General features: G+C 60.5%; 16 protein-coding genes. 15 read left to right on the top strand and 1 reads right to left on the bottom strand.

Going from position 1 to position 19,278, the window contains the following annotated elements:
• The first annotated feature begins 2 nt into the window (after positions 1–2).
• From D7D26_RS02105 to D7D26_RS02060, 10 genes are all read left to right on the top strand, one after another.
• Positions 3–1,244, top strand: coding sequence for a DUF401 family protein (locus D7D26_RS02105; protein WP_120371838.1), 1,242 nt, complete (start codon positions 3–5; stop codon positions 1,242–1,244).
• 199 nt (positions 1,245–1,443) lie between these two features.
• Positions 1,444–2,184 (top strand): FadR/GntR family transcriptional regulator, encoded by a 741-nt coding sequence (locus tag D7D26_RS02100; protein WP_078017131.1) that lies wholly within the window; start codon positions 1,444–1,446, stop codon positions 2,182–2,184.
• A 445-nt stretch (positions 2,185–2,629) separates the two neighbouring features.
• The gene (locus D7D26_RS02095) at positions 2,630–3,604 is read left to right on the top strand and encodes a tripartite tricarboxylate transporter substrate binding protein (RefSeq protein ID WP_120371837.1); all 975 of its coding nucleotides are present in this window, start codon (positions 2,630–2,632) and stop codon (positions 3,602–3,604) included.
• A gap of 110 nt (positions 3,605–3,714) precedes the next feature.
• Entirely contained in the window at positions 3,715–4,161 is a 447-nt protein-coding gene (locus D7D26_RS02090; protein ID WP_120371836.1) for a tripartite tricarboxylate transporter TctB family protein, read from the top strand.
• Positions 4,162–4,181: 20 nt separating this feature from the next.
• Entirely contained in the window at positions 4,182–5,693 is a 1,512-nt protein-coding gene (locus D7D26_RS02085) for a tripartite tricarboxylate transporter permease (protein WP_120371835.1), read from the top strand.
• Positions 5,694–5,798: 105 nt separating this feature from the next.
• Complete coding sequence (locus D7D26_RS02080; protein ID WP_009163624.1) at positions 5,799–6,068, top strand: UxaA family hydrolase; 270 nt, start codon at positions 5,799–5,801, stop codon at positions 6,066–6,068.
• An 11-nt stretch (positions 6,069–6,079) separates the two neighbouring features.
• Positions 6,080–7,306 (top strand): UxaA family hydrolase, encoded by a 1,227-nt coding sequence (locus D7D26_RS02075; protein ID WP_120371834.1) that lies wholly within the window; start codon positions 6,080–6,082, stop codon positions 7,304–7,306.
• Between the two features lie 283 nt (positions 7,307–7,589).
• Complete coding sequence (locus tag D7D26_RS02070; RefSeq protein WP_120371833.1) at positions 7,590–8,759, top strand: alanine dehydrogenase; 1,170 nt, start codon at positions 7,590–7,592, stop codon at positions 8,757–8,759.
• Positions 8,760–8,787: 28 nt separating this feature from the next.
• A complete protein-coding gene (locus tag D7D26_RS02065) occupies positions 8,788–10,188 on the top strand; it encodes a Na+/H+ antiporter NhaC family protein (RefSeq protein WP_120371832.1) in 1,401 nt (466 codons plus the stop codon).
• A gap of 271 nt (positions 10,189–10,459) precedes the next feature.
• Positions 10,460–11,812 (top strand): sugar transferase, encoded by a 1,353-nt coding sequence (locus tag D7D26_RS02060; protein WP_120371831.1) that lies wholly within the window; start codon positions 10,460–10,462, stop codon positions 11,810–11,812.
• Positions 11,813–11,899: 87 nt separating this feature from the next.
• Here D7D26_RS02060 and D7D26_RS02055 read toward each other — a convergent pair whose 3' ends face one another.
• Entirely contained in the window at positions 11,900–13,555 is a 1,656-nt protein-coding gene (locus D7D26_RS02055; RefSeq protein ID WP_120371830.1) for a phosphoenolpyruvate carboxykinase (ATP), read from the bottom strand.
• A gap of 550 nt (positions 13,556–14,105) precedes the next feature.
• On the opposite strand from D7D26_RS02055, the gene D7D26_RS02050 reads away from it, so the two are divergent.
• The 5 genes from D7D26_RS02050 to D7D26_RS02030 all read left to right on the top strand — a co-directional run bounded on the left by D7D26_RS02050 (position 14,106) and on the right by D7D26_RS02030 (position 19,090).
• The gene (locus D7D26_RS02050) at positions 14,106–14,957 is read left to right on the top strand and encodes a hypothetical protein (RefSeq protein ID WP_120371829.1); all 852 of its coding nucleotides are present in this window, start codon (positions 14,106–14,108) and stop codon (positions 14,955–14,957) included.
• Between the two features lie 21 nt (positions 14,958–14,978).
• Positions 14,979–15,908: a CsgG/HfaB family protein gene (locus D7D26_RS02045; RefSeq protein WP_120371828.1), complete on the top strand. Its 930-nt coding sequence runs from the start codon at positions 14,979–14,981 to the stop codon at positions 15,906–15,908.
• Between the two features lie 75 nt (positions 15,909–15,983).
• A complete protein-coding gene (locus tag D7D26_RS02040) occupies positions 15,984–17,381 on the top strand; it encodes a CsgG/HfaB family protein (protein WP_120371827.1) in 1,398 nt (465 codons plus the stop codon).
• Between the two features lie 299 nt (positions 17,382–17,680).
• Entirely contained in the window at positions 17,681–18,238 is a 558-nt protein-coding gene (locus D7D26_RS02035; protein WP_120371826.1) for a flavodoxin, read from the top strand.
• An 84-nt stretch (positions 18,239–18,322) separates the two neighbouring features.
• The gene (locus D7D26_RS02030; RefSeq protein WP_120371825.1) at positions 18,323–19,090 is read left to right on the top strand and encodes a formylglycine-generating enzyme family protein; all 768 of its coding nucleotides are present in this window, start codon (positions 18,323–18,325) and stop codon (positions 19,088–19,090) included.
• Positions 19,091–19,278: the final 188 nt, after the last annotated feature.

Below are 19,278 nucleotides of genomic sequence, written 5' to 3'. Positions count from 1 at the left end.
CCATGCTGAGAGAATTTCTGGCAATGGGCGCGGCCTTCGGTTTTCTCGTCTTCTTCCCGAAGGGGAAGCTGTGGAACGGCGCCTCGCTGCTGATCACGGGGCTGATCATGGGACTCGGCGCCGGTCAGTCCCTGCGCGGTATCGCGGAAAACTTTACGAGTATCGTCACCTCGCCGCCGACGATGAAAACCATCGCCGTCATCCTGCAGATCGGCGTTCTCAGCGCGCTGATGAAGCAGTACGACATTCTCGGCCGGCTTGTGGAGGCCTTCAAGGACGTTTTTTCGTCGGCCAAAGCGGTGATCATGATCCTGCCGGCGGCGATCGGCATGGTCTCGGTGCCCGGCGGCGCGGGTATCTCCAGCCCTTTCGTCGACGAATTGGGCGACAGCCTCAAGCTGCCCGTGTTCAAGCGCGCGGCGCTCAACCTGACCTTCCGTCACTGCGCCTTCTTCCTGCTGCCGACGAGCAGCTCGATGATCGTTTTCTCCAACATGGCGCCGCACGTCAGCCTGTACAAACTGATCGCGCTCAACGTCGTTTTTGTCGCCGGCATGGAGTTCGCGTCTTACCTGCTTTACCTGCGCGGCGCCTCGGCGCCGGTCGCTTCGCGCTCCGGCGGCGGGCACACGCTCCGCGGGCTCGTCAGCATTCTCAAATACATGTCGCCGATCTACGTCATCGTGCTGCTCAACGGCCTGTTCAAAGTGCCCATGTACCTGAGCGCCTTCGCTTCGCTGGCGCTGATCCTGGCCGCCTGGGGACGGCGCGACGTGAAGACGTACGCGCGCGCGTTCCGACAGGGGCTCAGCGGCCAAACTTTCGTGACGATGCTGGGCATCTATTTCATGCAGAACACCGTGCGCGATTTGACCGGCATCATGGCCGCCTTCCAGACCATGTTCGTGCAGTCGTCGGGGTTTCGCGTGCTGCTGGTGATCGCGGCCGCGGCGCTGCTCTTCGGCCTCACCACGGGGCTCAGCTACGTGCCGCTGGGCGTTTTGGTGCCGTTGCTGACGAGCCTGCACCTGCCGCCGACGGAAGAGCTGCTCTACTGCGTTTTCATCTACACCTGGAGCTTCAACGGCTATTTCTTTTCGCCCCTGCATCTGTGCCAGACGCTCACCCTGCAGCAGATGGACTGTTCCGTTTCCGCGCTGGACAAAGGATACCTGCCGCTGATGATCGAGATGGCCGTGGCTCCGTTCGTCATTTTCGGGCTGTACAGAGCGATCCTGCTGTGACCGCCGCGCCCTGAAAGTCCTCCCCGCGGGCACAAAAACGTTCCGCCGGCGGCACAGCGCGCTTTCACGCAGCCCGGCATCTCACTTTTCCAGCCTGGATCGGTTCCCCCTCGGCGGCCGGCAGCGGATACGGCGGATTGTCGCGGCATAAAAATTTTAGAGCGATCGTTATCATCATTTCATTGCGGAGTGGAAAATCATGAACAAGAGAAAAGAAGAGCAGCTGAAACGGATCCTTCAGGCCATCAAGAGCGGAGAGATCGTCAGCGGCGGCAAGCTGCCGACGGAACGAGAACTGGAAAAGCATTTCGGCATGTCGCGGCTGCATATCCGCGAGTGTCTGAACATCCTCGAAGCTTACGGCGTGCTGGAGATTCGCGAACGTCAGGGCATTTTCGTGGAAAGTCACGACGTCAGCGGGGCCTTTCGTTCGCTGGACGACTTTCAGTCGGCCTGGCCGGTCGGACTCTATGACGAAATCTCGGAAGTGCGCAGCCTCGTCGAGGTCCCTGCCGCACGCTTTGCCGCCCAGCGCCGCAACGAACAGGATCTGGAACATCTTCACGAGGCGCTGACCATGCTGCGCCGTGTCATCGCGCTGGCGCCCCCGGACCGAGGATTGCAGGGCGCGAAATGGAACAGCATCTTCCACAATCTGATCGCCACGGCCGCCCATAACATGGTGCTGCTGCGAATTTACGAAAGCGTCATCGCGCTCTCGCAGAGCACGCTGAACTCGCTGATCCTCGGCGACATCGCCCGCCGCCCGCAGGACATCTGGCCCGATCAGATCATCGACGAGCACGAGAAACTGGCCGATGCCATTTTCCGACAGGACGCGGAAACCGCCGGCAAAATCATGAAACTCCACCTCGAACGGACGTACACCCGCTACAAGCTCAGTTACACCGTGAACCTGGAACGCAAGGACAACGGCTAAACAAAAAATTCCATCCGCCCCGGACGCGCCAATGGCAGGAGCGTCCGGGGCGGACTTTTTTTCAAAGTAAATTGTCGACTTGATTTTTAATATCCATGATGCTACACTGTTTTTGCCTCAGGTAGATCATGGTTAACCAGAAAAACTGACGCTGATTTTCAACGAAAAGCTCTCGATCGTTATTCGGCGAAAGACTGCTTCACCTCTGAAAAATCATTCCCCGTCGCTCCGCGGGGGGGTTTAAGGCACCACGGTTCAGGTACCTATACTGTTTCTCCATATAAAAGGCCGAGCATAAGGGCGCTGCGAGGGAGAGCCACACAGCGAGCCGCGCAGCAGTCGAGGGAGTTCTGAGCGGCTGAACTCCCCCGCAGCGCCCGGCAAACGGTGCGAACGCTTTTTATCAAGAAACAGTATTAATACATCGTGAGGGGGAGATCTTTTGATGAGAAGTGGAAATCGCGTTTTCGGTGCAGCAGTTTTGATCGGCGCGCTGGCAGCGTCCGCTGCTTTTGCCGCTTATCCGAGCAAGCAGATCACCGTTCTGCAGGGATTCAAGGCCGGCGGCGGCAGCGATACGGTCGCTCAGCTGACTCAGCCTTACCTGGAGAAGGTCCTTGGCACGTCGTTCGTCAATCAGTACATCCCGGGAGCCACCGGGGCGATCGCCTGGACGCAGCTGGCCAAGGCGACTCGCAACGACGATTACACGCTGAGCATCACCAACACGCCCATGCTTCTGACCAACTACATCATGACGCCCGCCATCACCTACAAGGTCGACGAGCTGACGCCCATCGCCAACGTCATCAGCGATCCCGGCATCGTCGTCGTGGCGGCCGACAGTCCCTTCAAGACTTTCGACGATTTCATCGCGGCGGTCAAAGCCAACCCCGGCAAGGTCACCGTCGGCAATTCCGGGGTCGGCGGCGACGATTTCTTCACGACGCTGATCTTCGAAAAAGCTTCAGGGCTGAAAGTCCAGATGGTCCCCTTCGAAGGGGACGGTCCCTCCTGGCAGGCGGCGATGGGCAGGAAGATCGACGTCAGCTTCAACAACATCGGCATCGTCTTCCCTCAGATCAAAGCCGGCAACCTGCGCGCGCTGGCGATCATGGCCGAGAAACGTTACGAGCTGCTCCCCGACGTGCCGACGATGAAGGAAAAAGGCATCGACGTGGTATCCGGCTCTTCGCGCGGCTACAGCGCTCCCGCCGGCATTCCCGAGGAGGCCCGCCACACGCTGATCGAAGCGTTCAAAAAGATGGCCGAGATGCCCGAATTCAAGAAAGCGTGCGCCGACCGCGCTTCCATCATCGACATGAAGTACGGCGACGACTACATGGCCATGCTAAAGAAACAGGAAAAGGACTTCACCGAAATTTGGAACGAAGTGAAGGATCAGTTTCAGAAACACTGAACTTCCACCGAAATGAACCACGAGGCGGTTTCACTTGCTGAAGCCGCCTTTTTTCAAGTGGTATCGCCGAAAAACCGGGGCTGTCCGTTTGTGCGAAGGAGTCTTTTTTCATGTCCTATTTTATGCAACACATCCTTTTTGCGCTGTTTTCCTTCGGCGTGGGGCTGTTCTTTTTCCTTACAGCCCAGTCCATGCCTGATTCCGCTCGACTGTTTCCGCAGCTGGTGGCGGCGTTGATCTTCCTGCTCAGCTTCGCGATGGCTTTCAATGCGCGGCGCTCGGCCCCTCCATCCGGTGAGAAAGCGCGGATCAACGTCGTGCGCGTGGTCGTTTACTCGCTGATGACCGCCGCTTACATCGCCGTGACGGAAAAGGCGGGATATTTCGTCGCGACGCCTCTTTTCATGATCGTCAGCTATATCTATCTGCGCGCAGCGGGGTTCCTCAAGGCAGCCTTGATCGCCGCGCTGTTCTGCGTTTTCGTCTATCTGCTGTTCGTCCGTTTCCTGAATCTTCCCGTGCCGCTCGGCCTGCTCGAACCGCTGCTCGGCGCTTAAGGGAAAAGGAGCGTGTTCGCATGTTTGACAGTATGATTCTCGGTCTGAGCAACATCCTCCAGTGGAACAACATGCTGGCCATGTGCGGCGGCACGGCGCTGGGACTTTTCGTCGGCGCCATGCCCGGCCTTTCGGCCACGATGGCGATCGCGCTGCTGGTCCCCGTGACGTTCGCCATGCCGCCGGAAACAGGCATCACCATGTTGGCGTCGCTTTATATGGGCTCGATGTACGGCGGTTCAATCGCCGCCATTCTGATCCGTACACCGGGCACGCCTTCGGCGGCGGCCACGGTCATGGACGGCTATCCGATGGCCTCGCGCGGCGAAGCGGGGCACGCTCTCGGCATTTCGCTGTTCGCTTCCTTTGTCGGCGGCGTGGTCAGCAGTATCGCGCTGTTGACAGTAGCGCCCCTGCTGGGACGTGTGGCCGTGATGTTCGGCCCCGTCGAGCTCACTTCGGTGGCCGTGCTGGGCATGACGATCATCGCCTCGCTGTCGCAGGGATCGCCCGTCAAGGGACTGCTCTCGGGGGCGCTCGGCCTGGCGCTGTCCACGGTGGGGATGGACCCCATCACGGGGATCCCGCGCTTCACCATGAACAATATCAACCTGTTCTCGGGCATTCCCTTCACGGTCGCGTTGATCGGCTTGTTTTCCATCCCCCAGGTGCTCCGTCTGATCGAGAAGGACGAGGACAATGCCGAGCGCATCGGGACGATCGAGGACAGCGTCGTGCGTCCCTGGTTCGAGCTGAGGGCGCTGCTGCCGACAATCGTCCGTTCCGGCCTCATCGGCGTGTTCACCGGCATCATCCCCGGCACGGGCGGCGACACGGCCTGCTGGTTCGCTTACAACGAGGCCAAGCGCTTTTACAAGCCCGGGCGCAGCAAACACGAATTCGGCGACGGCAACGAATACGGCATCGCCGCGCCGGAATCGGCCAACAACGCCGTGGTCGGCGGCGCTCTCGTGCCCACAATCACGCTGGGGATCCCCGGCAGCTCGGCCACGGCCGTGCTGCTCGGCGGCCTGATGATCCACGGCATCATGCCCGGTCCGACGCTGATGACCGAGTACGCCGGCGTCACCTACACGCTGCTGTGGGCCATCTTGTTTTCGTGCTTCGCCATGTTCGTGGAGGGCCTGTTCTTCACGCGCCTGTGCATCGCGGTGACGAAGATCCACAACCGCATTCTCGCCGTGGCGATCACGATTCTCTGCGTTATCGGCGCTTTCGCCATCAACAACAACTTCTTCGACGTGGGGCTGATGTTCTGTTTCGGCATCCTCGGTTACTTCATGGACAAGCTCAAGATCCCGGTCGCGCCCCTCGTGGTCGGGTTGATTCTCGGCCATATGCTCGACGTCAGCCTACATCAGGCGCTGCTTATCAGCGGCGGCAGCTGGTCGATTTTCGTCACCAACCCGATCTCCGCCGCGCTGCTGGCGTTGGCGCTGCTTTCTTTGATCCAGTCCACGCCCTGGTATGTCAACTGGAAAAAAGCGCGTCAGAGCAAAAAGGCGGCGTAGCTCAAGACGATCGGACAGATGCGGTCGATTCGAAGTTCTGTTGGCGATGCCGCACCTTTTTTCCGAAGAAACGTTACAGCATAATTGAGGGGGAAAATTTGAAAAATGCTCAGACGCAGTTTGCAGATATCGCCCGCCGACAACGTGAAAACAGTGCTCGAAGACAGTTTCCGAGGCGATACGATCGACACGCCCGACGGACCGTTGACGCTCCTCGACGACGTGGAATTCGCCCACAAGGTGCTGATCAAAGACCTGCACGCCGGCGATCCGGTCATCAAGTACGGCGAGGAGATCGGCCGCGTGAAGGCCGACACGCCCCGCGGCACATGGATTCACACGCACAACATGTCCTGTGAGCGCGGCAGGCGATAGGGGGAACGATCATGACGATCACTTTCAATGGATACCGTCGTTCAGACGGAACGGTGGGCGTACGCAATCATCTGGCCATCATTCCCTCCGTGTTCTGCGCCAATCGCACGGTGGAGCGCATTGCCGCCCAGCTGCCCGGTTCGGTGCCAATCCGCCATGCCGTAGGCTGTTCGCAGGTCGGCCTTGATCTTGAACTGACGGCCCGTACGCTCAAAGCTCTCGGCACGCATCCCAACGTCGGCGCGGTGCTGGTGATTGGCCTCGGCTGCGAGCGTTTTCCGCCGCGCGAGCTGGAGGAAGCCGTGCGCAAGAACGGGCGCCCCGTCGCCTGTTTCGTCATCCAGGAAGAAGGCGGCACGACCAACACGATCAACCGCGCCGTCGAAGCCGGCAGAAAAATGCTCGCCGGTCTGGCCGAACAGCGGCGCGTGCCCTGCCCGCTGAGCGAGCTGTTCGTCGGCACGAAGTGCGGCGGGACCGACGCCACCAGCGGCCTGGCCGCCAATCCCGCCGTCGGCGAAATGGTGGACAAGCTGATCGCGCAGGGCGGCAGCGCGATCCTCAGCGAGATGAACGAGCTGCTCGGCACCGAGCACATTCTCGCCCGCCGCGCCGTCAGCAAAGAGGTCGCCGATAAAGTTTACAAAGCCATTTACGAGATCGAGGACGTCTTGCGCAGCGGCATCGACATGCGGCTGGGAGCCAAACGCAACCAGCTCATCTCCCCCGGCAACGCCGACGGCGGCGTCAGTTCCATCGTCGAAAAGGCGCTGGGCGGCATGCACAAATCGGGCACCTGCCCCATTGTCGACGTGATCGACTACGCCACGCCGCCCGAGAAGGGCAAGAAAGGCCTGTTCCTGATGAAGTACGAAAGCCACGACGGCGAAGTCACCACCGGCGAGATCGGCTGCGGCGCGCAGATCGTCGCTTTTACCACGGGACGCGGCTCGCCCACGGGACACCCCATCGCCCCGGTCGTCAAGATCACCGGCAACGAAAAAACTTACAAGGCCATGAGCGAAATGTTCGACTTCGACGCGTCGGGCATCATTTCCCGCGGCGATTCGCTCGAAGACACCGGCAGAGCCCTGCTCGACCTCGTCATCCGCGTTGCGGATGGCGAGCGGACACAGGCCGAGAAGACCGGCGACGACAGCCTGATGTGCATCGCCCGTCGTCACGGCTACCACGTCAAGAGCGAAGAGGAAATCATGAATCACTGCCGGGAGGTGTAGCGCCCGTCATACTGATTCTTGATAGAAAGCGTTAACATAGTTTGCTGGGAGTTGCGAGGAAAATTCACAAAGCGAGACCGTCGCCGGCTTTATGCCGGTAGCCGTCTCGCTTTGTTGATCATGATGCGTTGGATCTGTCACAGCAGATCCGAGCGGCATATTCTTTAGTGAAAGAAAGGCGGCCGCCTCTCCTCATTTTTTTCATTTCATGATATTCTATGTTAAGCTATATCTGAATATAATATTCAGACTCTATAAATTTCCTAACACTGGAGGATTTCACATGATCTTTGGTCTTCTGAGAGACATCAAGAACGGCGAATACCGCACCATCGCCACGCCCGGCGAGATCTCCACGATCGTCGCCGACGGACATGAGGCACTGGTCCAGAAGGGAGCCGGCGAGCGCGCCGGTTTTGACGATGGCGCCTACGCCAAAGCGGGAGCCGAGATCGTCGGCACGATGGAAGAGATTTACGCCCGAGCCGAGTTCGTCACCAAGGTCAAGGAGTTCGAGCCCTGCGAGTACGGTTTGATCCGCGCGGACCAGATCGTCTTCACCTGCATCCATCCGGCCGCTCATCCCGAAGAAGTCGAGGCGCTGCTCAAGAGCGGGTGCATCGCGTTCACCGCCGAGGATTGCCACCGTTACGGCTCGCCCAACTGCGAGGCGGCCGGCAAACAAGGCGCTTTGTTCGGTCTCGAGTCGATGTTGTCGATCAACGGCGGCAAGGGCAAATATGTAGGCGGTCTGGCGGGCGCGCCGGGCATGAACGTCGTCATTCTCGGCGGCGGCATCGTCGGCAAGAGCGCTCTGCAGGTGCTGCACGCCCTTGGCGCCCACTGCACGGTGCTCGACATCAACATCGGCACGCTGCGGGCGATTCAGTTCGAATACGGCGATTCCGTCGACACCGCCTTCTCCACGCGCGAAAACGTCGCCAGACTGCTGCCCGGCACCGACATGATCCTCAACTGTGTCAAATGGCCCAAGGGCTGCAAGGACTATCTCGTCACTCGCGACATGCTCCGCCTCATGGAAAAGGGCTCCGTGCTGGTCGACATCAGCAACGATGACCAGGGCGCCATCGAATCGTTCCACGAGACGACGCACGAGAATCCCCGCTACGTCGAGGAAGGGATCGTTCACTTTTGCGTCAGCAACATTCCCGGCGCCATTGCTCAGTCAACGTCCATCGCCTATGCGGCCTCGGTCATCGGGCACTTCCGCAGCATTCTCAACCGCGGCGTCGCCGAGGCTTGCGCGCGCGACGGTTTCCTGCGCCGCGCCCTGACCTGCTACAAGGGGATGCTGACCCACGAGGAGACCAGCGCGCTGCAGGGCAAGCCATGGATCAGGCCGGAGGACGTCCTCGGCATCGCCGGACGCGAACTCGACCCGGCGCCTCACGCGACGGTCAGCCGCTCGAACAATTTCTACAAGAAAGCATAAGTCTGTTTTTCATTAAGGAGGCGTTACGATGCAAAACATGGGATTTATTTCCGTCATTCCCTCGCTCCTCGCCGTGGTACTGTGCTTTGTCACGCGCAACACGGTGGTCTCGCTGATGGTCGCCTGCTTTGCCGGCACGCTGCTGGCCGGACAGGGGCTGATGGGGCTGCCCACGTTGCTGAAAACGAGCATGGGGACCACAGGCTTCGCCTGGGTCATGATGCTGAACGTCTTCATCAGTATTCTCGTCGCTTACTTCCAGAAGACGGGGGCCATTCAAGGATTTTCGCGGAGGGTGCACGATTTTCATTTGGGACGCAAGGGCGTGCAGTTGATTTCGTGGCTGCTGGGCCTTTTCGTTTATTTCAGCGATTCCTTCTCGCCGCTGTTCGTCGGCACGGTCATGCGCCGTATTTCCGACAACGCGAAAATCAGCCGCGAAAAGCTGTCCTACATCGCCGACTCCACCTCGGCGCCCGTTTCCGTGCTGGTGCCCATCACCGGCTGGGCAGCTTATTTGAGCGGTCTGGCCGTCGGCGTGGGCTGCATCGTCGACCAGGAGCAGGCCATGAGCCTGTTCGTGAAAGCCGTGCCGTTCAACTTTTACGCGCTGTTTGCCGTGGCCTTCGTATTCCTGATCGGCTCCGGTCTCGTCAAGGATTTCGGGCCGATGAAGAAAGCCGAGCGGCGCGCCATGGACGAAGGCAAGGTCCTGCGCGACGGCGCTCAGCCGCTGATCGGCAAGGAACTGACGGAGATGCCCGCGCAAGAGGGCATGAAGACGCGCGTGTTCCTCAATTTCATCCTGCCGGTGCTGATGATCGTATGCATCGCCGTGGGGACCTACGTCACGCTTCACTCCGCCAAGACCATGGAGGCGTTCCTCGCCGTCGTGATTTTCATGACCGTCAGCATGATGCTGCAGGGCATCCCTCTCAAAGATGTCATCAACACGGCCACCGACGGCGTCAAGGGGGCCGTGCCCGTCGTCATGCTGTTGGCTCTCGCCTATTCGGTCAATGCGCTGAGCAAAACCATGGGGACGGCCAACTACATCGTTTCTTTGGCCCAACAGTTCCTGTCGCCTCATCTGCTGCCCTTCATCATCTTCGTGATCGCGGCGATCATGGCCTTCGCCACGGGAACCTCATGGGGAACGTTCGCGATCTGCATGCCCATTGCGCTGCCGCTGGCCTTCAACTATACGAACAACCAGGTGACGCCGCTCGTTACCGCCTGCTTCGCGGCCGTTGCCGGCGGCGGCGTGTTCGGCGATCACTGCTCGCCCCTGTCCGACACAACCGTTCTTTCCTCCGCGGGAGCGGCGGCTGATCACATCGATCACGTCAAGACCCAGCTGCCTTATGCGCTCGTCTGCGCCGCGGCGGCTTCGATCGCATATCTCTTCGTAGGGTTCTTGATGGTATGATCCCGTCATCGTCCCGTTAAAGCGAGGCCGGTCTCTTGGCTGAGGCCGGCCTTTTTCGTACCAAACGGTCCGCCGCGCGCAAAATGCCGCCTCTCCCCGTCACACACAGCGCCGTTCCGCGCGGCGATCATGGCTGCCCGGCGAAGAAACAAAGCGGCGCCGACGTTCGGGGAAAAAGCGCTTTTTTCGCCTCGCGTGTGTTATGATATGAATGTTCTGAAAGACTTCTTGCATCTGTCTTTCATCAATCCACCATTGAGGAGTGGCTTTCATGAATGGTTCCATCGCTGCAAAATTCAAGAAGTCCATCATGTTCCTCTTCAAGATCCTGATCGTCGTCACCGCCGTCGGGCTTTACATCGGCGGCTTCAAAATCTGGTACGAAGCGCCGCGCCTGATGTTCAAGGACAATTACGTCGTCGGCATGGTCTACCTGTTGGTGTTCTATACTCTCAGTTATTCATACGGGGCTTACCGTATCGGTATCCTGCGCCTGCGCGAGCTGATCTATTCCTTCTCGCTGGCGCTGGCTATCGCCAATTTCACGGGATACTCGCAGCTGAGCCTCATGCTGCACCGTTTCATCGCGGTGGGGCCGATGATATTGCTCACGTGCGCGCAAGTTCTGGCGGGAACGCTGCTTTACGTCGCCGCCAACGCCGTTTATTTCGCCATTAATCCCGCCCGCGACGCGCTGGCCATCCTCGCCAATCCCGAAGACGACGAGCGCGTGCTGAGGAAATTCCTCAGCGAGAGCAAACGCTATCGCATCGTCCAGTACTGCCACGAGAGCGACGGGGATGCGGCGGTGCAGAGCGCCATGGACGGGCAGCCGCTGGTGCTCATGCTCGGGCACGGGCGGCCGGAGTTCCGCAGCATGGTGATCCGTCACTGCTACGAGACGGACAAACGTCTGCTCATGGTCCCCAACGTGGACGAGATCTTCGTCCACAGCGCCGTACGCTGCCAGATCGACGATATCCCCGCCTTCCTGTTCCGCGGACATCAAATGAGCAGCGAGCAGAAGCTCATCAAGCGCGCCATCGACGTCGCCGGTTCGGCCGCGGCGCTGATCGCGCTCAGCCCGCTGATGCTGATCGCCGCGCTGTCGGTCCGTCTGTACGACGGCGGTCCAGCGCTCTATCGGCAGACGCGCGTCACCGAGGGCGGGCGGCCGTTCCAGCTGTACAAGTTCCGCACTATGGTGCAGAACGCCGAGTCCAACGGCGCCGAGATGGCTTCCAACCACGACGGCCGCATCACTCCCGTGGGACGCTGGCTGCGCATGCTGCGCATCGACGAGCTGCCGCAGCTGTTCAACATCCTCAAGGGCGACATGTCTCTCGTCGGCCCGCGGCCGGAACGTCCCGAGCTGATCGAGCAGTACTGCCGCCAATACCCGGAGTTTCGCTACCGTCTCAAGGTCAAATCCGGCCTGACGGGCTATGCGCAGGTATTCGGCCGCTACAACACGCTGTTCGAGGACAAGCTCAAGCTGGATCTGCTCTACATCCAGCATTTTTCGCTGATTTTCGATTTCTATTTGATGATCTCCACCGTCAAGGTGCTCTTCATGCCGTCAAGTTCGGCGGGAGTCGAGGAAAAAGATCCCGGCGGCAAATGAGCATAACGAGACAAGGCCCGGCGCCGGAAAAATTTTCCGGCGCCGGGCCTTGTCTCGTTATGTAATCGCAATCGGTTCCCGGCGCTCCTACATTTTTCTCAGCGCGCTGACTACCGCTTCGATGGATTCAAGAGCGTCCTCGGGCAATTCGTCGACGCCGCCGCCGGCGGTCTCGCGGCTGGCAACGAAGCGGGCGCGGTCTTTCATGCGGGCCATGAAGGCGGCGCGGTATTTTTCGTCGTTCAGATCCATCTCGAAGCCTTTCACCGGCAGATACTCGATGCCGGGCAGCCCCGTCGGCTCGAATTTCGCCGTGCCGTCGACGACGGCTTCGAGCGCGGCGAACGTGTCTTCCTTCGTCACCTTTTTGCCCATGAAGTCGCCGGTGTTGAGAACGTAACAGTCGACGCCGTCTTCGATGAGCGCCTTGAAACGCTCGAAATCCATGGACAGCGGATAGGTACGGAACGGATTGGCGTAGCTTTCGATCACCAGGGCATCGGGATCGACGCCCTGGGCCAGCTGTTCGGCCGAGGTGCGCTTCGTGGCCAGCGTGGCCCCCATCGTCGCGGCCAGCGAGGCGCCGGTGAGCTTGAGCATCGGCGGCAGCGTCGGGTCCTTCATCAGCCAGCAGATGGCGTTGAGCGGCTCGTCGATGCGGTCCACGCGGTTGGCCGTCCACAAACGCGACTTGACGGCGCGGCCGTTGCCGTTGCGCACGTCCTCGGTGACGGCTATCGTTTTGCCGGCGGCGTCGCGCGTGACGCCGCAGTTCTGTACCGTCAGCAGGTATTTGTTGGCCTCGCAGCCAATCGGGTAATCCTGCAGCTTGTCGAAGTAGGTCGGCTCCATGGCGATGGCGTACTTTTCCCTGACGTTGACGACGAACGCGTCGTCGTGCAGCACCATGATGTCGTACTTGCCGCCGTGAGTCGCGTGGGTGATGGTCGACTTGCCGGAGCCGGAAAGGCCGAACACGGCCAGCACGAACTTTTCGCCGTCGCGGCGCGTGAAGCGCTTCAGGCCGCCGTGGCAGGAGGCGTAGCCGTGGCGCGCGGCCGTGCCCCAGCCGAGCGTCAACGTGCCTTTTTTGAACTCGCCGAAGTAGCGCATGCCGAGAATGGCCGCGCAGTTCTGCTCCGGCGAGAAGAAGGCCAGCCCGAGCGGAAAGTCGGGATGCGTCCAGTACGGATCGGAATAGACGAGGATGTCGCCTTCGCCGGGAATGACGCGGCTGCCGGCGTAGAATTTTTTCACTTCGTCGGTCATGAACTGGAAATTCAGCATCCAGCTCAGCAAGTTGTTCTCGAATCCTTCGGGGATCAGAAGGCGGGCGCGGACGGTGAAGTCCGTGTCAAGCCCCACCACCGTCTCGGCTTCGTAAAAACGGCGGAAGCGCCCCTGATAAACGGCTTCCCGCACGATCTTGCACAGTCCGGCCGTGTCCACTCCGGGCGTACCGACGATGCGTCGGGCGGCCGCAGCGCGGCCGACGACGGCGCCGTCGTCGAACATCAGCACGTTGGCGCCCTTCGGCAACCCCTGCGCCTCCGGCTGATACACGGGCATGCCGGTCAGCTCCAGCGTGCCGGGGCTGTTTTTGGCTAGCTCGTAAGCCTGGGCGACGCTTTCGATCTTCGTGACGTTGTTGCCGTAAAACGGCGTTTCGACGATGGCGCGCACGGGCAAAGCGTTGATTTTTTTGAAGAGTTCCGCGTTTTCGAAGTGCTCCAGTTCAACCATAAGATTCAGTTCTCCTCTTTTCCGTCATCTGCACATCTGCGGCTATAAGAATCTCTTGCATCATCCGGTGCGTCTGCTTGCGATAACGCAAGAACTTCTTCCGTGTTTCACGAGTTTATAAAAAAATGCCGGGACAGTCAATTAAAATCTTATATTTCAACTATATTTTTTACAAACATTCTGCTCATCTATCTTTCTGCGCTCTCCCCTCAAATTTCACCCCAACGGGTGATGTCTTTTCTTTCTTTTATCAGTATGTTATATTTAAACAAAATTCCTGCAAGGGATCGTTCCGCGCGGTCCGACAGAACCAAATATTGTTGTTTTCGCTAATGCGTCCGGATATCTTTGCCGTTATGCTTTTTACAAAGCGACAAAATTTGCGTTGAAGGAAGTCTTCGTCATGAAACGGTTCTGCCGCACCACCGCTTTTTTCCTGATCCTGCTGACGCTGGTCGTCGCCTTTGCGCTTCTCGGAGCGGTCGCAGGCCGGGCGCAGCTTCTCAACACCATGTGTTTTTAAAGCCTTAATTTTGGGGAGGTATCCATTATGAACCGCAAAGTCCTTCGTTTCACCCTCGCCGCGCTGGCGGTGCTGGCGCTGGCGGTCACGGCCGTCGCGGCGCCGCTGCGGAAGAACCGGGCCATCGCCGTCATCCTTTACGACGTCGAGCCCGGCACGCGCTATACGTCGCTGTCCAGCTGGAACTACTACGGCGGCATGAGCTATACGCACTACGCCTCGGCCGCCCGCGGCGCCGCCCTGGCAACGGAGACGATCCGCAGCGCGCTGGTGAGAAACGGCTACAAAGTCGTCAGCGACCAGATCACCGCCCGCATCGTCAAGGCTCAGCCCAAACAACCCGGCCCCGGCGCCGTCAAGAAGATCAGCCGCGCGCACGGCGTCAGCCAGTACGTCGACGGCACCGTGGAAGTGCTGGACACGATCCGCAACGAGTTCGGCATGTACACCGGCTCGGCCGTCGTCATGGTGCACGTTTACGATTCCACGGGACGCACGATCTTCTCCGATTCCGCCATGGGCAAGGAAGTCGGCGCCACGCCTGACGAGTCCGAGATCAAAGCCGTCAGGAAAGCGGCCGAGGAACTTGCCGAGAAAATCACCGGCGTGCCCGCCAACCCCAACGTCACCGACGGGGGCTTCTACGTCTTCGTCAGAGGAGCGCGCGACCTCAAATCCGTACAAAGCGTGGTCACCGCCTGCAAGACGGTTTACGGCGTCACCTCCGCCCGCACCGGGCGGTTTGACGGCGACTGGGCCCAGCTGACCGTGTTCGGCAACTTCGACCTCAAGGAACTGCAGAAGGCCATCGTCGACAAAGTGCCTTACGCCCGCATCAACGACATCACCGACAGCACCATGTACGTCGACATCTATTAGACCGAAGGGAGTCCCCGGACCATGAAAAAATCGCTCAAAATCCTGCTGGCGTTTTGCGCCGCTCTGTGCTTCGCCGTTCCGTCTCTTGCGGCCTATACCATCTCCGTCGAGACCTTCCGCAACAGTTCCGGCCGCCACGTGCCCGTCGATTCCATCATGGACATGATGATCACCGAGCTCGTCAACAGCGGCACCTTCCAGGTCGTCGAGCGTGACCGTCTCGACGTGATCGCCCGCGAGCAGCGCATGGGGCAGTCCGGCCTGATCGACAGCAACACCGCCTCGCGCACCGGACGTCTTGCCGGCGCTCAGTACATGATGACCGGCGCCGTGACCAAATACAGCGCCAGCGACACCGCCGGCGGCGGCATTATCGGCGGCGGCAGCAGCCTGATCGGCGGCCTGATCAACACCAACACCGCCTACGTCACGCTCGACGTCAGGATCGTCGACACCACGACCGGCGCCATCGTTTACGCGGGGCGCGCCGAGGGCGCCGGCACCAACGTCCTCGGCGGACTGCTGAGTCGTTACGGCGGTTTCGGTACCGGCCGCAGCGGCGGACAGCTGGCTACCGCCACTCACAAGGCCATTACCAAAGTGATCGCCAATCTCCGCGCCGCTATCGGCGCCGGCGCCGCGCCCGGCAGCGCCGAAGGGTTCCACGTGCTTGAAGCCAAGGGCGTCCGCAACGTCACCATCGACGCCGGCACGGCCACCGGCGGCGCCCGCAAGGGCCAGTATTACGCCGTGTACCGCGAGGGCGAAGCGATCCGCGACCTTCACGGCAACGTACTTGACGCGGAACATTACTATGTCGCCGTGATCCAGATCATCGACGCCCGTCCCCAGTATTCCAAGGCCAAGATCGTCCGCGGCGGCGGGCTCAGACGCGGCGACGGCATCGAGCCGATCCGCAAGCCCGACGACGTCAAGCTCGACTACGAATAAGTTCTTTCCGGTCCATCACAACCTGCGCTCCACCCCAGAGCGCAGGTTGTTTTATTACTCCAAGGAGGATTATCGATGAAAGGAATCAAAACGCTGTGCGCCGCCGCGTTTCTGATAACAAGCGTTCTGCTTTCGCCCGCCGCGGCCGTGATCCGCATCGGCGTGGACCGTTTCAGGTCGGGAGCGCCGGGAGTTTCGTCGGACGTCGCCGACGCGCTCACGGAAATGTTCATCACCGAACTTTCCAATTCCGGATCGTTCCAGGTCTACGAGCGCACCGCCCTCGAAAAAGTGGCCCGCGAGCAGAGGCTTTCCATGTCGGGACTGGTGTCCGAATCGACGCTCGTCAAAGTCGGTCGTCTCGCCGGCGTGGAATGGATCATCACCGGCGCCGTCACCCAGTTCGACGAACAACAGACCGGCGGCGTGCTGCCCATCCACAACTTCGGTCTGGCCGTCGGCAGCAACGTCGGCACTGTCACGCTCGACGTCCGCACCATCGACACCACCACCGGCGCCATCACCGCCGCTCTGCGTCAGACCGGCGCGGCCAGCCGCGCCATCGCCGGCGCCGTGTACGAAGGTACCGTGATCGGCACGACGCAGTACGGCGGCGTCGGTTCGCAGGCCGCCATGAAAGCCGTCAAGCGCGTTGTGCGCGAACTGGAACGCCGCATCGGCGGCGTCGCCTATCACGTCATCAAAGTCACGCCGCAGCGCGCTCTCATCGACATGGGCTCCGCCAAGGGCGCGGCCAAAGGCCAGCTCTACGGCGTCTACGAAGAGGGCGAACCGATCCGCGCCATCGACGGTTCCATCATCGACGCCGAAAAAGTCTATCACGCCCTCGTCAAAGTCGTCGAAGTCAAGCCGAACTACAGCCTCTGCGCCTACGTGAAAGGCAAGGGCGGCCCCGCTTCCATCCGCACCGGCGACCTGCTCGACGAGATCGACCCCGGCGAGAGCGCGCGCAGTCTGCCCGTCACCGCCGAACGTCTCGTCCCCGACGCGCCCGCTCCCGTGATTGCCGGCAGCGAAGCTCCGCCCGAACCGACGGTCCCCGACGCACCTCCGCTTCCCCAAAGCGACAAGACCGGCAAGGCCTCCGTACCGGGGCAATATGCCGACGAAGGCGGTCCCGTCTTCAAAGACAATCCGCCCGTAAATGTGAACAGCTGCACGGATGACCGACTGTTCACTGCCTACAACATGCCGGCCAACCGCCTCTCGAATCTGCGCATCATCTACCGCAACGGGCAGAGATCCTACAAGGCGGGGCAGTACCGCAGCGCTTACTCCATGTTCAACCGCAGCGCCCGCGAGAACAGCTTCGACCTGCTCAACACCTACTGGGCCGGCATGTCGGCGCTGAAATGCGGCGACAAGAAGAACGCCCGCAAATGTTTCGACGCCGTTCTCGCCATCAACCCCAATTACCAGCCTGCACAAAAAGCTCTCAAACACCTCATGTAATGCGGATTGCCGATGAAACTTTTTCATCGAGAATCAGCATCGCTTCTCGCGGACGCGTTTCTGCGCCCGCGTTTTGCGCTTTCCCGTTCATCGTCATATACCAGCCGATCACGTCGCCGGCGCTGGGATCGAACCAGCCCGATTTATCGATCCTGACGCCGCTGGCACAAATCTCCGTATAATCGTTCCGGGACTCTTGACCTGAAGGGCGCTCAAACCTTTATAATGAGCCACCAGAGGCAGGGCCACGCACAAAGGCCTTTCCGGCAGATGTCTCATTATGAAAGGAGATTCCAAATATGAAAAACCTGTACGCGCTGATGATCGGTCTGTCCGCGCTGGCGGCCCTCTGGGCGCTGCCCGCGGCGGCGAAACCGACGAAGGAGAAGACGCTGATCGTTTTCTATTCGTGGGGCGGCAACACGCGCGGCATCGCCCGCGCCATCCAGAAAAAGACGGGGGCCGACATTTTCGAGATCGAGCTGGTCAAGCCCTACTCCGACGACTACAACACCGTGCTGAAGGAAGCGCAGCGCGACCAGCGCGCCCAGGCCCGGCCGGAGATCAGGGGCAAAGTGGCCGACATGGCGAAGTACGACACGATCCTGCTCGGCTATCCCAACTGGTGGGCGTCGATCCCCATGCCGGTCGCCACGTTCCTCGAGAGTTACGACTTCACCGGCAAAACGGTGTCGCCTTTTTGCAGCAACGGCGGCGGCCGGCTCGGCCAGAGCGTCTCCGCCATCACCAAGCTGATCCCCGCGGCCGTCGTGCAGAATCCGCTTTCCATCTACTACGACGGCGGCTCCTCGCTGAGCGCGGACCTCGACGCCTGGCTGGAGAAGAACGGATTTTAGGCGAGCGCCATGAAAAGCACGCTGATCCTGCTGGTCCTCCTGGCGCTGAGCGCGAGAGCCGCGCTGGCGGCGCCGTAAGACGAAATGATCCTGATCACAGGCGGCACGTTCATCATGGGCAGCCCCGAGGGCGAGCCGTGGCGCGAGAACGACGAACGCCAGCATCACGTGACGGTGAGCGACTTTTATCTCGGCCGCCGCGAGGTCACTCAGGAGGAATACAAGGCGCTGACGGGCGCAACCCCCAGCCGCCACACCCGCGGTGAAAAACTGCCCGTGGAGAACGTCAGCTGGTACGACGCCGTGAAGTTCTGCAACCTGAAGAGCACCGCGGAAGGGCTGACGCCCGCTTACGCGATCGACGGCGAAAACGTGACCTGGAACCGCGACGCGAACGGCTACCGCCTGCCCACGGAGGTGGAATGGGAATACGCCTGCCGCGCCGGCGGCGCCGGACCGTTCAGCATCGAGCCGTCGCCGTCCTGGACCGACGCCAACTACTACGGCCACTACCCCTATAACATCGAGCAGAACTATTTCGATACGGGAAAACTCGACGTGAAGCCGGGCACTTACCGCGGCGATTCCATCCCCGTGGGCAGCTTCAAGCCCAACGCCTTCGGCCTCTGCGACATGCACGGCAACGTCAGCGAATGGTGCTGGGACCGCTACGGCGTGTATCCGGCCGCCGCGCAGGCCGACCCCGCCGGCCCCGAGAAGGGTGTCGCGCGCGTCTGCCGCGGCGGCGGCTGGAACGATTTCGCCAAGCACCTGCGCAGCGCCTACCGCTCGTCGCAGATGCCCGGCGACGCCTTCCGCAGCCGCGGCTTTCGTCTCGCCCGCAACAAGTAATACTAGGGCTTGTTTAAAAAACGTCAAAGTTGCCTAAATCGATCCAATCGCTTAAACTTTTCTCATGGAAGAGAGAAGATATGAACTGACCTCCAGCGAGTGGAATCGAACCAAGAGAATGCTGCCGCCCGAACACCCGAAATCAGGTCAACGTGGACGCCCGGCAAAATACGATAACCGCAGGATCA

The sequence above is a fragment of the Pyramidobacter sp. CG50-2 genome, assembly GCF_003612005.1.
GTDB lineage: Bacteria > Synergistota > Synergistia > Synergistales > Dethiosulfovibrionaceae > Pyramidobacter.
Note: the sequence above shows the minus strand (reverse complement) of the source record. Positions and strands in the feature narration are given on the sequence as shown.

What these genes read in the sequence shown, in the direction of transcription:
- D7D26_RS02035 (WP_120371826.1), top strand. Translation starts at nt 17,681, where the DNA reads ATGAAAAACCTGTACGCGCTGATGATCGGTCTGTCCGCGCTGGCGGCC.
- D7D26_RS02040 (WP_120371827.1), top strand. Translation starts at nt 15,984, where the DNA reads ATGAAAGGAATCAAAACGCTGTGCGCCGCCGCGTTTCTGATAACAAGC.
- D7D26_RS02095 (WP_120371837.1), top strand. Translation starts at nt 2,630, where the DNA reads ATGAGAAGTGGAAATCGCGTTTTCGGTGCAGCAGTTTTGATCGGCGCG.
- D7D26_RS02105 (WP_120371838.1), top strand. Translation starts at nt 3, where the DNA reads ATGCTGAGAGAATTTCTGGCAATGGGCGCGGCCTTCGGTTTTCTCGTC.
- D7D26_RS02100 (WP_078017131.1), top strand. Translation starts at nt 1,444, where the DNA reads ATGAACAAGAGAAAAGAAGAGCAGCTGAAACGGATCCTTCAGGCCATC.
- D7D26_RS02075 (WP_120371834.1), top strand. Translation starts at nt 6,080, where the DNA reads ATGACGATCACTTTCAATGGATACCGTCGTTCAGACGGAACGGTGGGC.
- D7D26_RS02070 (WP_120371833.1), top strand. Translation starts at nt 7,590, where the DNA reads ATGATCTTTGGTCTTCTGAGAGACATCAAGAACGGCGAATACCGCACC.
- D7D26_RS02045 (WP_120371828.1), top strand. Translation starts at nt 14,979, where the DNA reads ATGAAAAAATCGCTCAAAATCCTGCTGGCGTTTTGCGCCGCTCTGTGC.
- D7D26_RS02090 (WP_120371836.1), top strand. Translation starts at nt 3,715, where the DNA reads ATGTCCTATTTTATGCAACACATCCTTTTTGCGCTGTTTTCCTTCGGC.
- D7D26_RS02055 (WP_120371830.1), bottom strand. Translation starts at nt 13,555, where the DNA reads ATGGTTGAACTGGAGCACTTCGAAAACGCGGAACTCTTCAAAAAAATC.
- D7D26_RS02085 (WP_120371835.1), top strand. Translation starts at nt 4,182, where the DNA reads ATGTTTGACAGTATGATTCTCGGTCTGAGCAACATCCTCCAGTGGAAC.
- D7D26_RS02050 (WP_120371829.1), top strand. Translation starts at nt 14,106, where the DNA reads ATGAACCGCAAAGTCCTTCGTTTCACCCTCGCCGCGCTGGCGGTGCTG.
- D7D26_RS02060 (WP_120371831.1), top strand. Translation starts at nt 10,460, where the DNA reads ATGAATGGTTCCATCGCTGCAAAATTCAAGAAGTCCATCATGTTCCTC.
- D7D26_RS02080 (WP_009163624.1), top strand. Translation starts at nt 5,799, where the DNA reads ATGCTCAGACGCAGTTTGCAGATATCGCCCGCCGACAACGTGAAAACA.
- D7D26_RS02065 (WP_120371832.1), top strand. Translation starts at nt 8,788, where the DNA reads ATGCAAAACATGGGATTTATTTCCGTCATTCCCTCGCTCCTCGCCGTG.
- D7D26_RS02030 (WP_120371825.1), top strand. Translation starts at nt 18,323, where the DNA reads ATGATCCTGATCACAGGCGGCACGTTCATCATGGGCAGCCCCGAGGGC.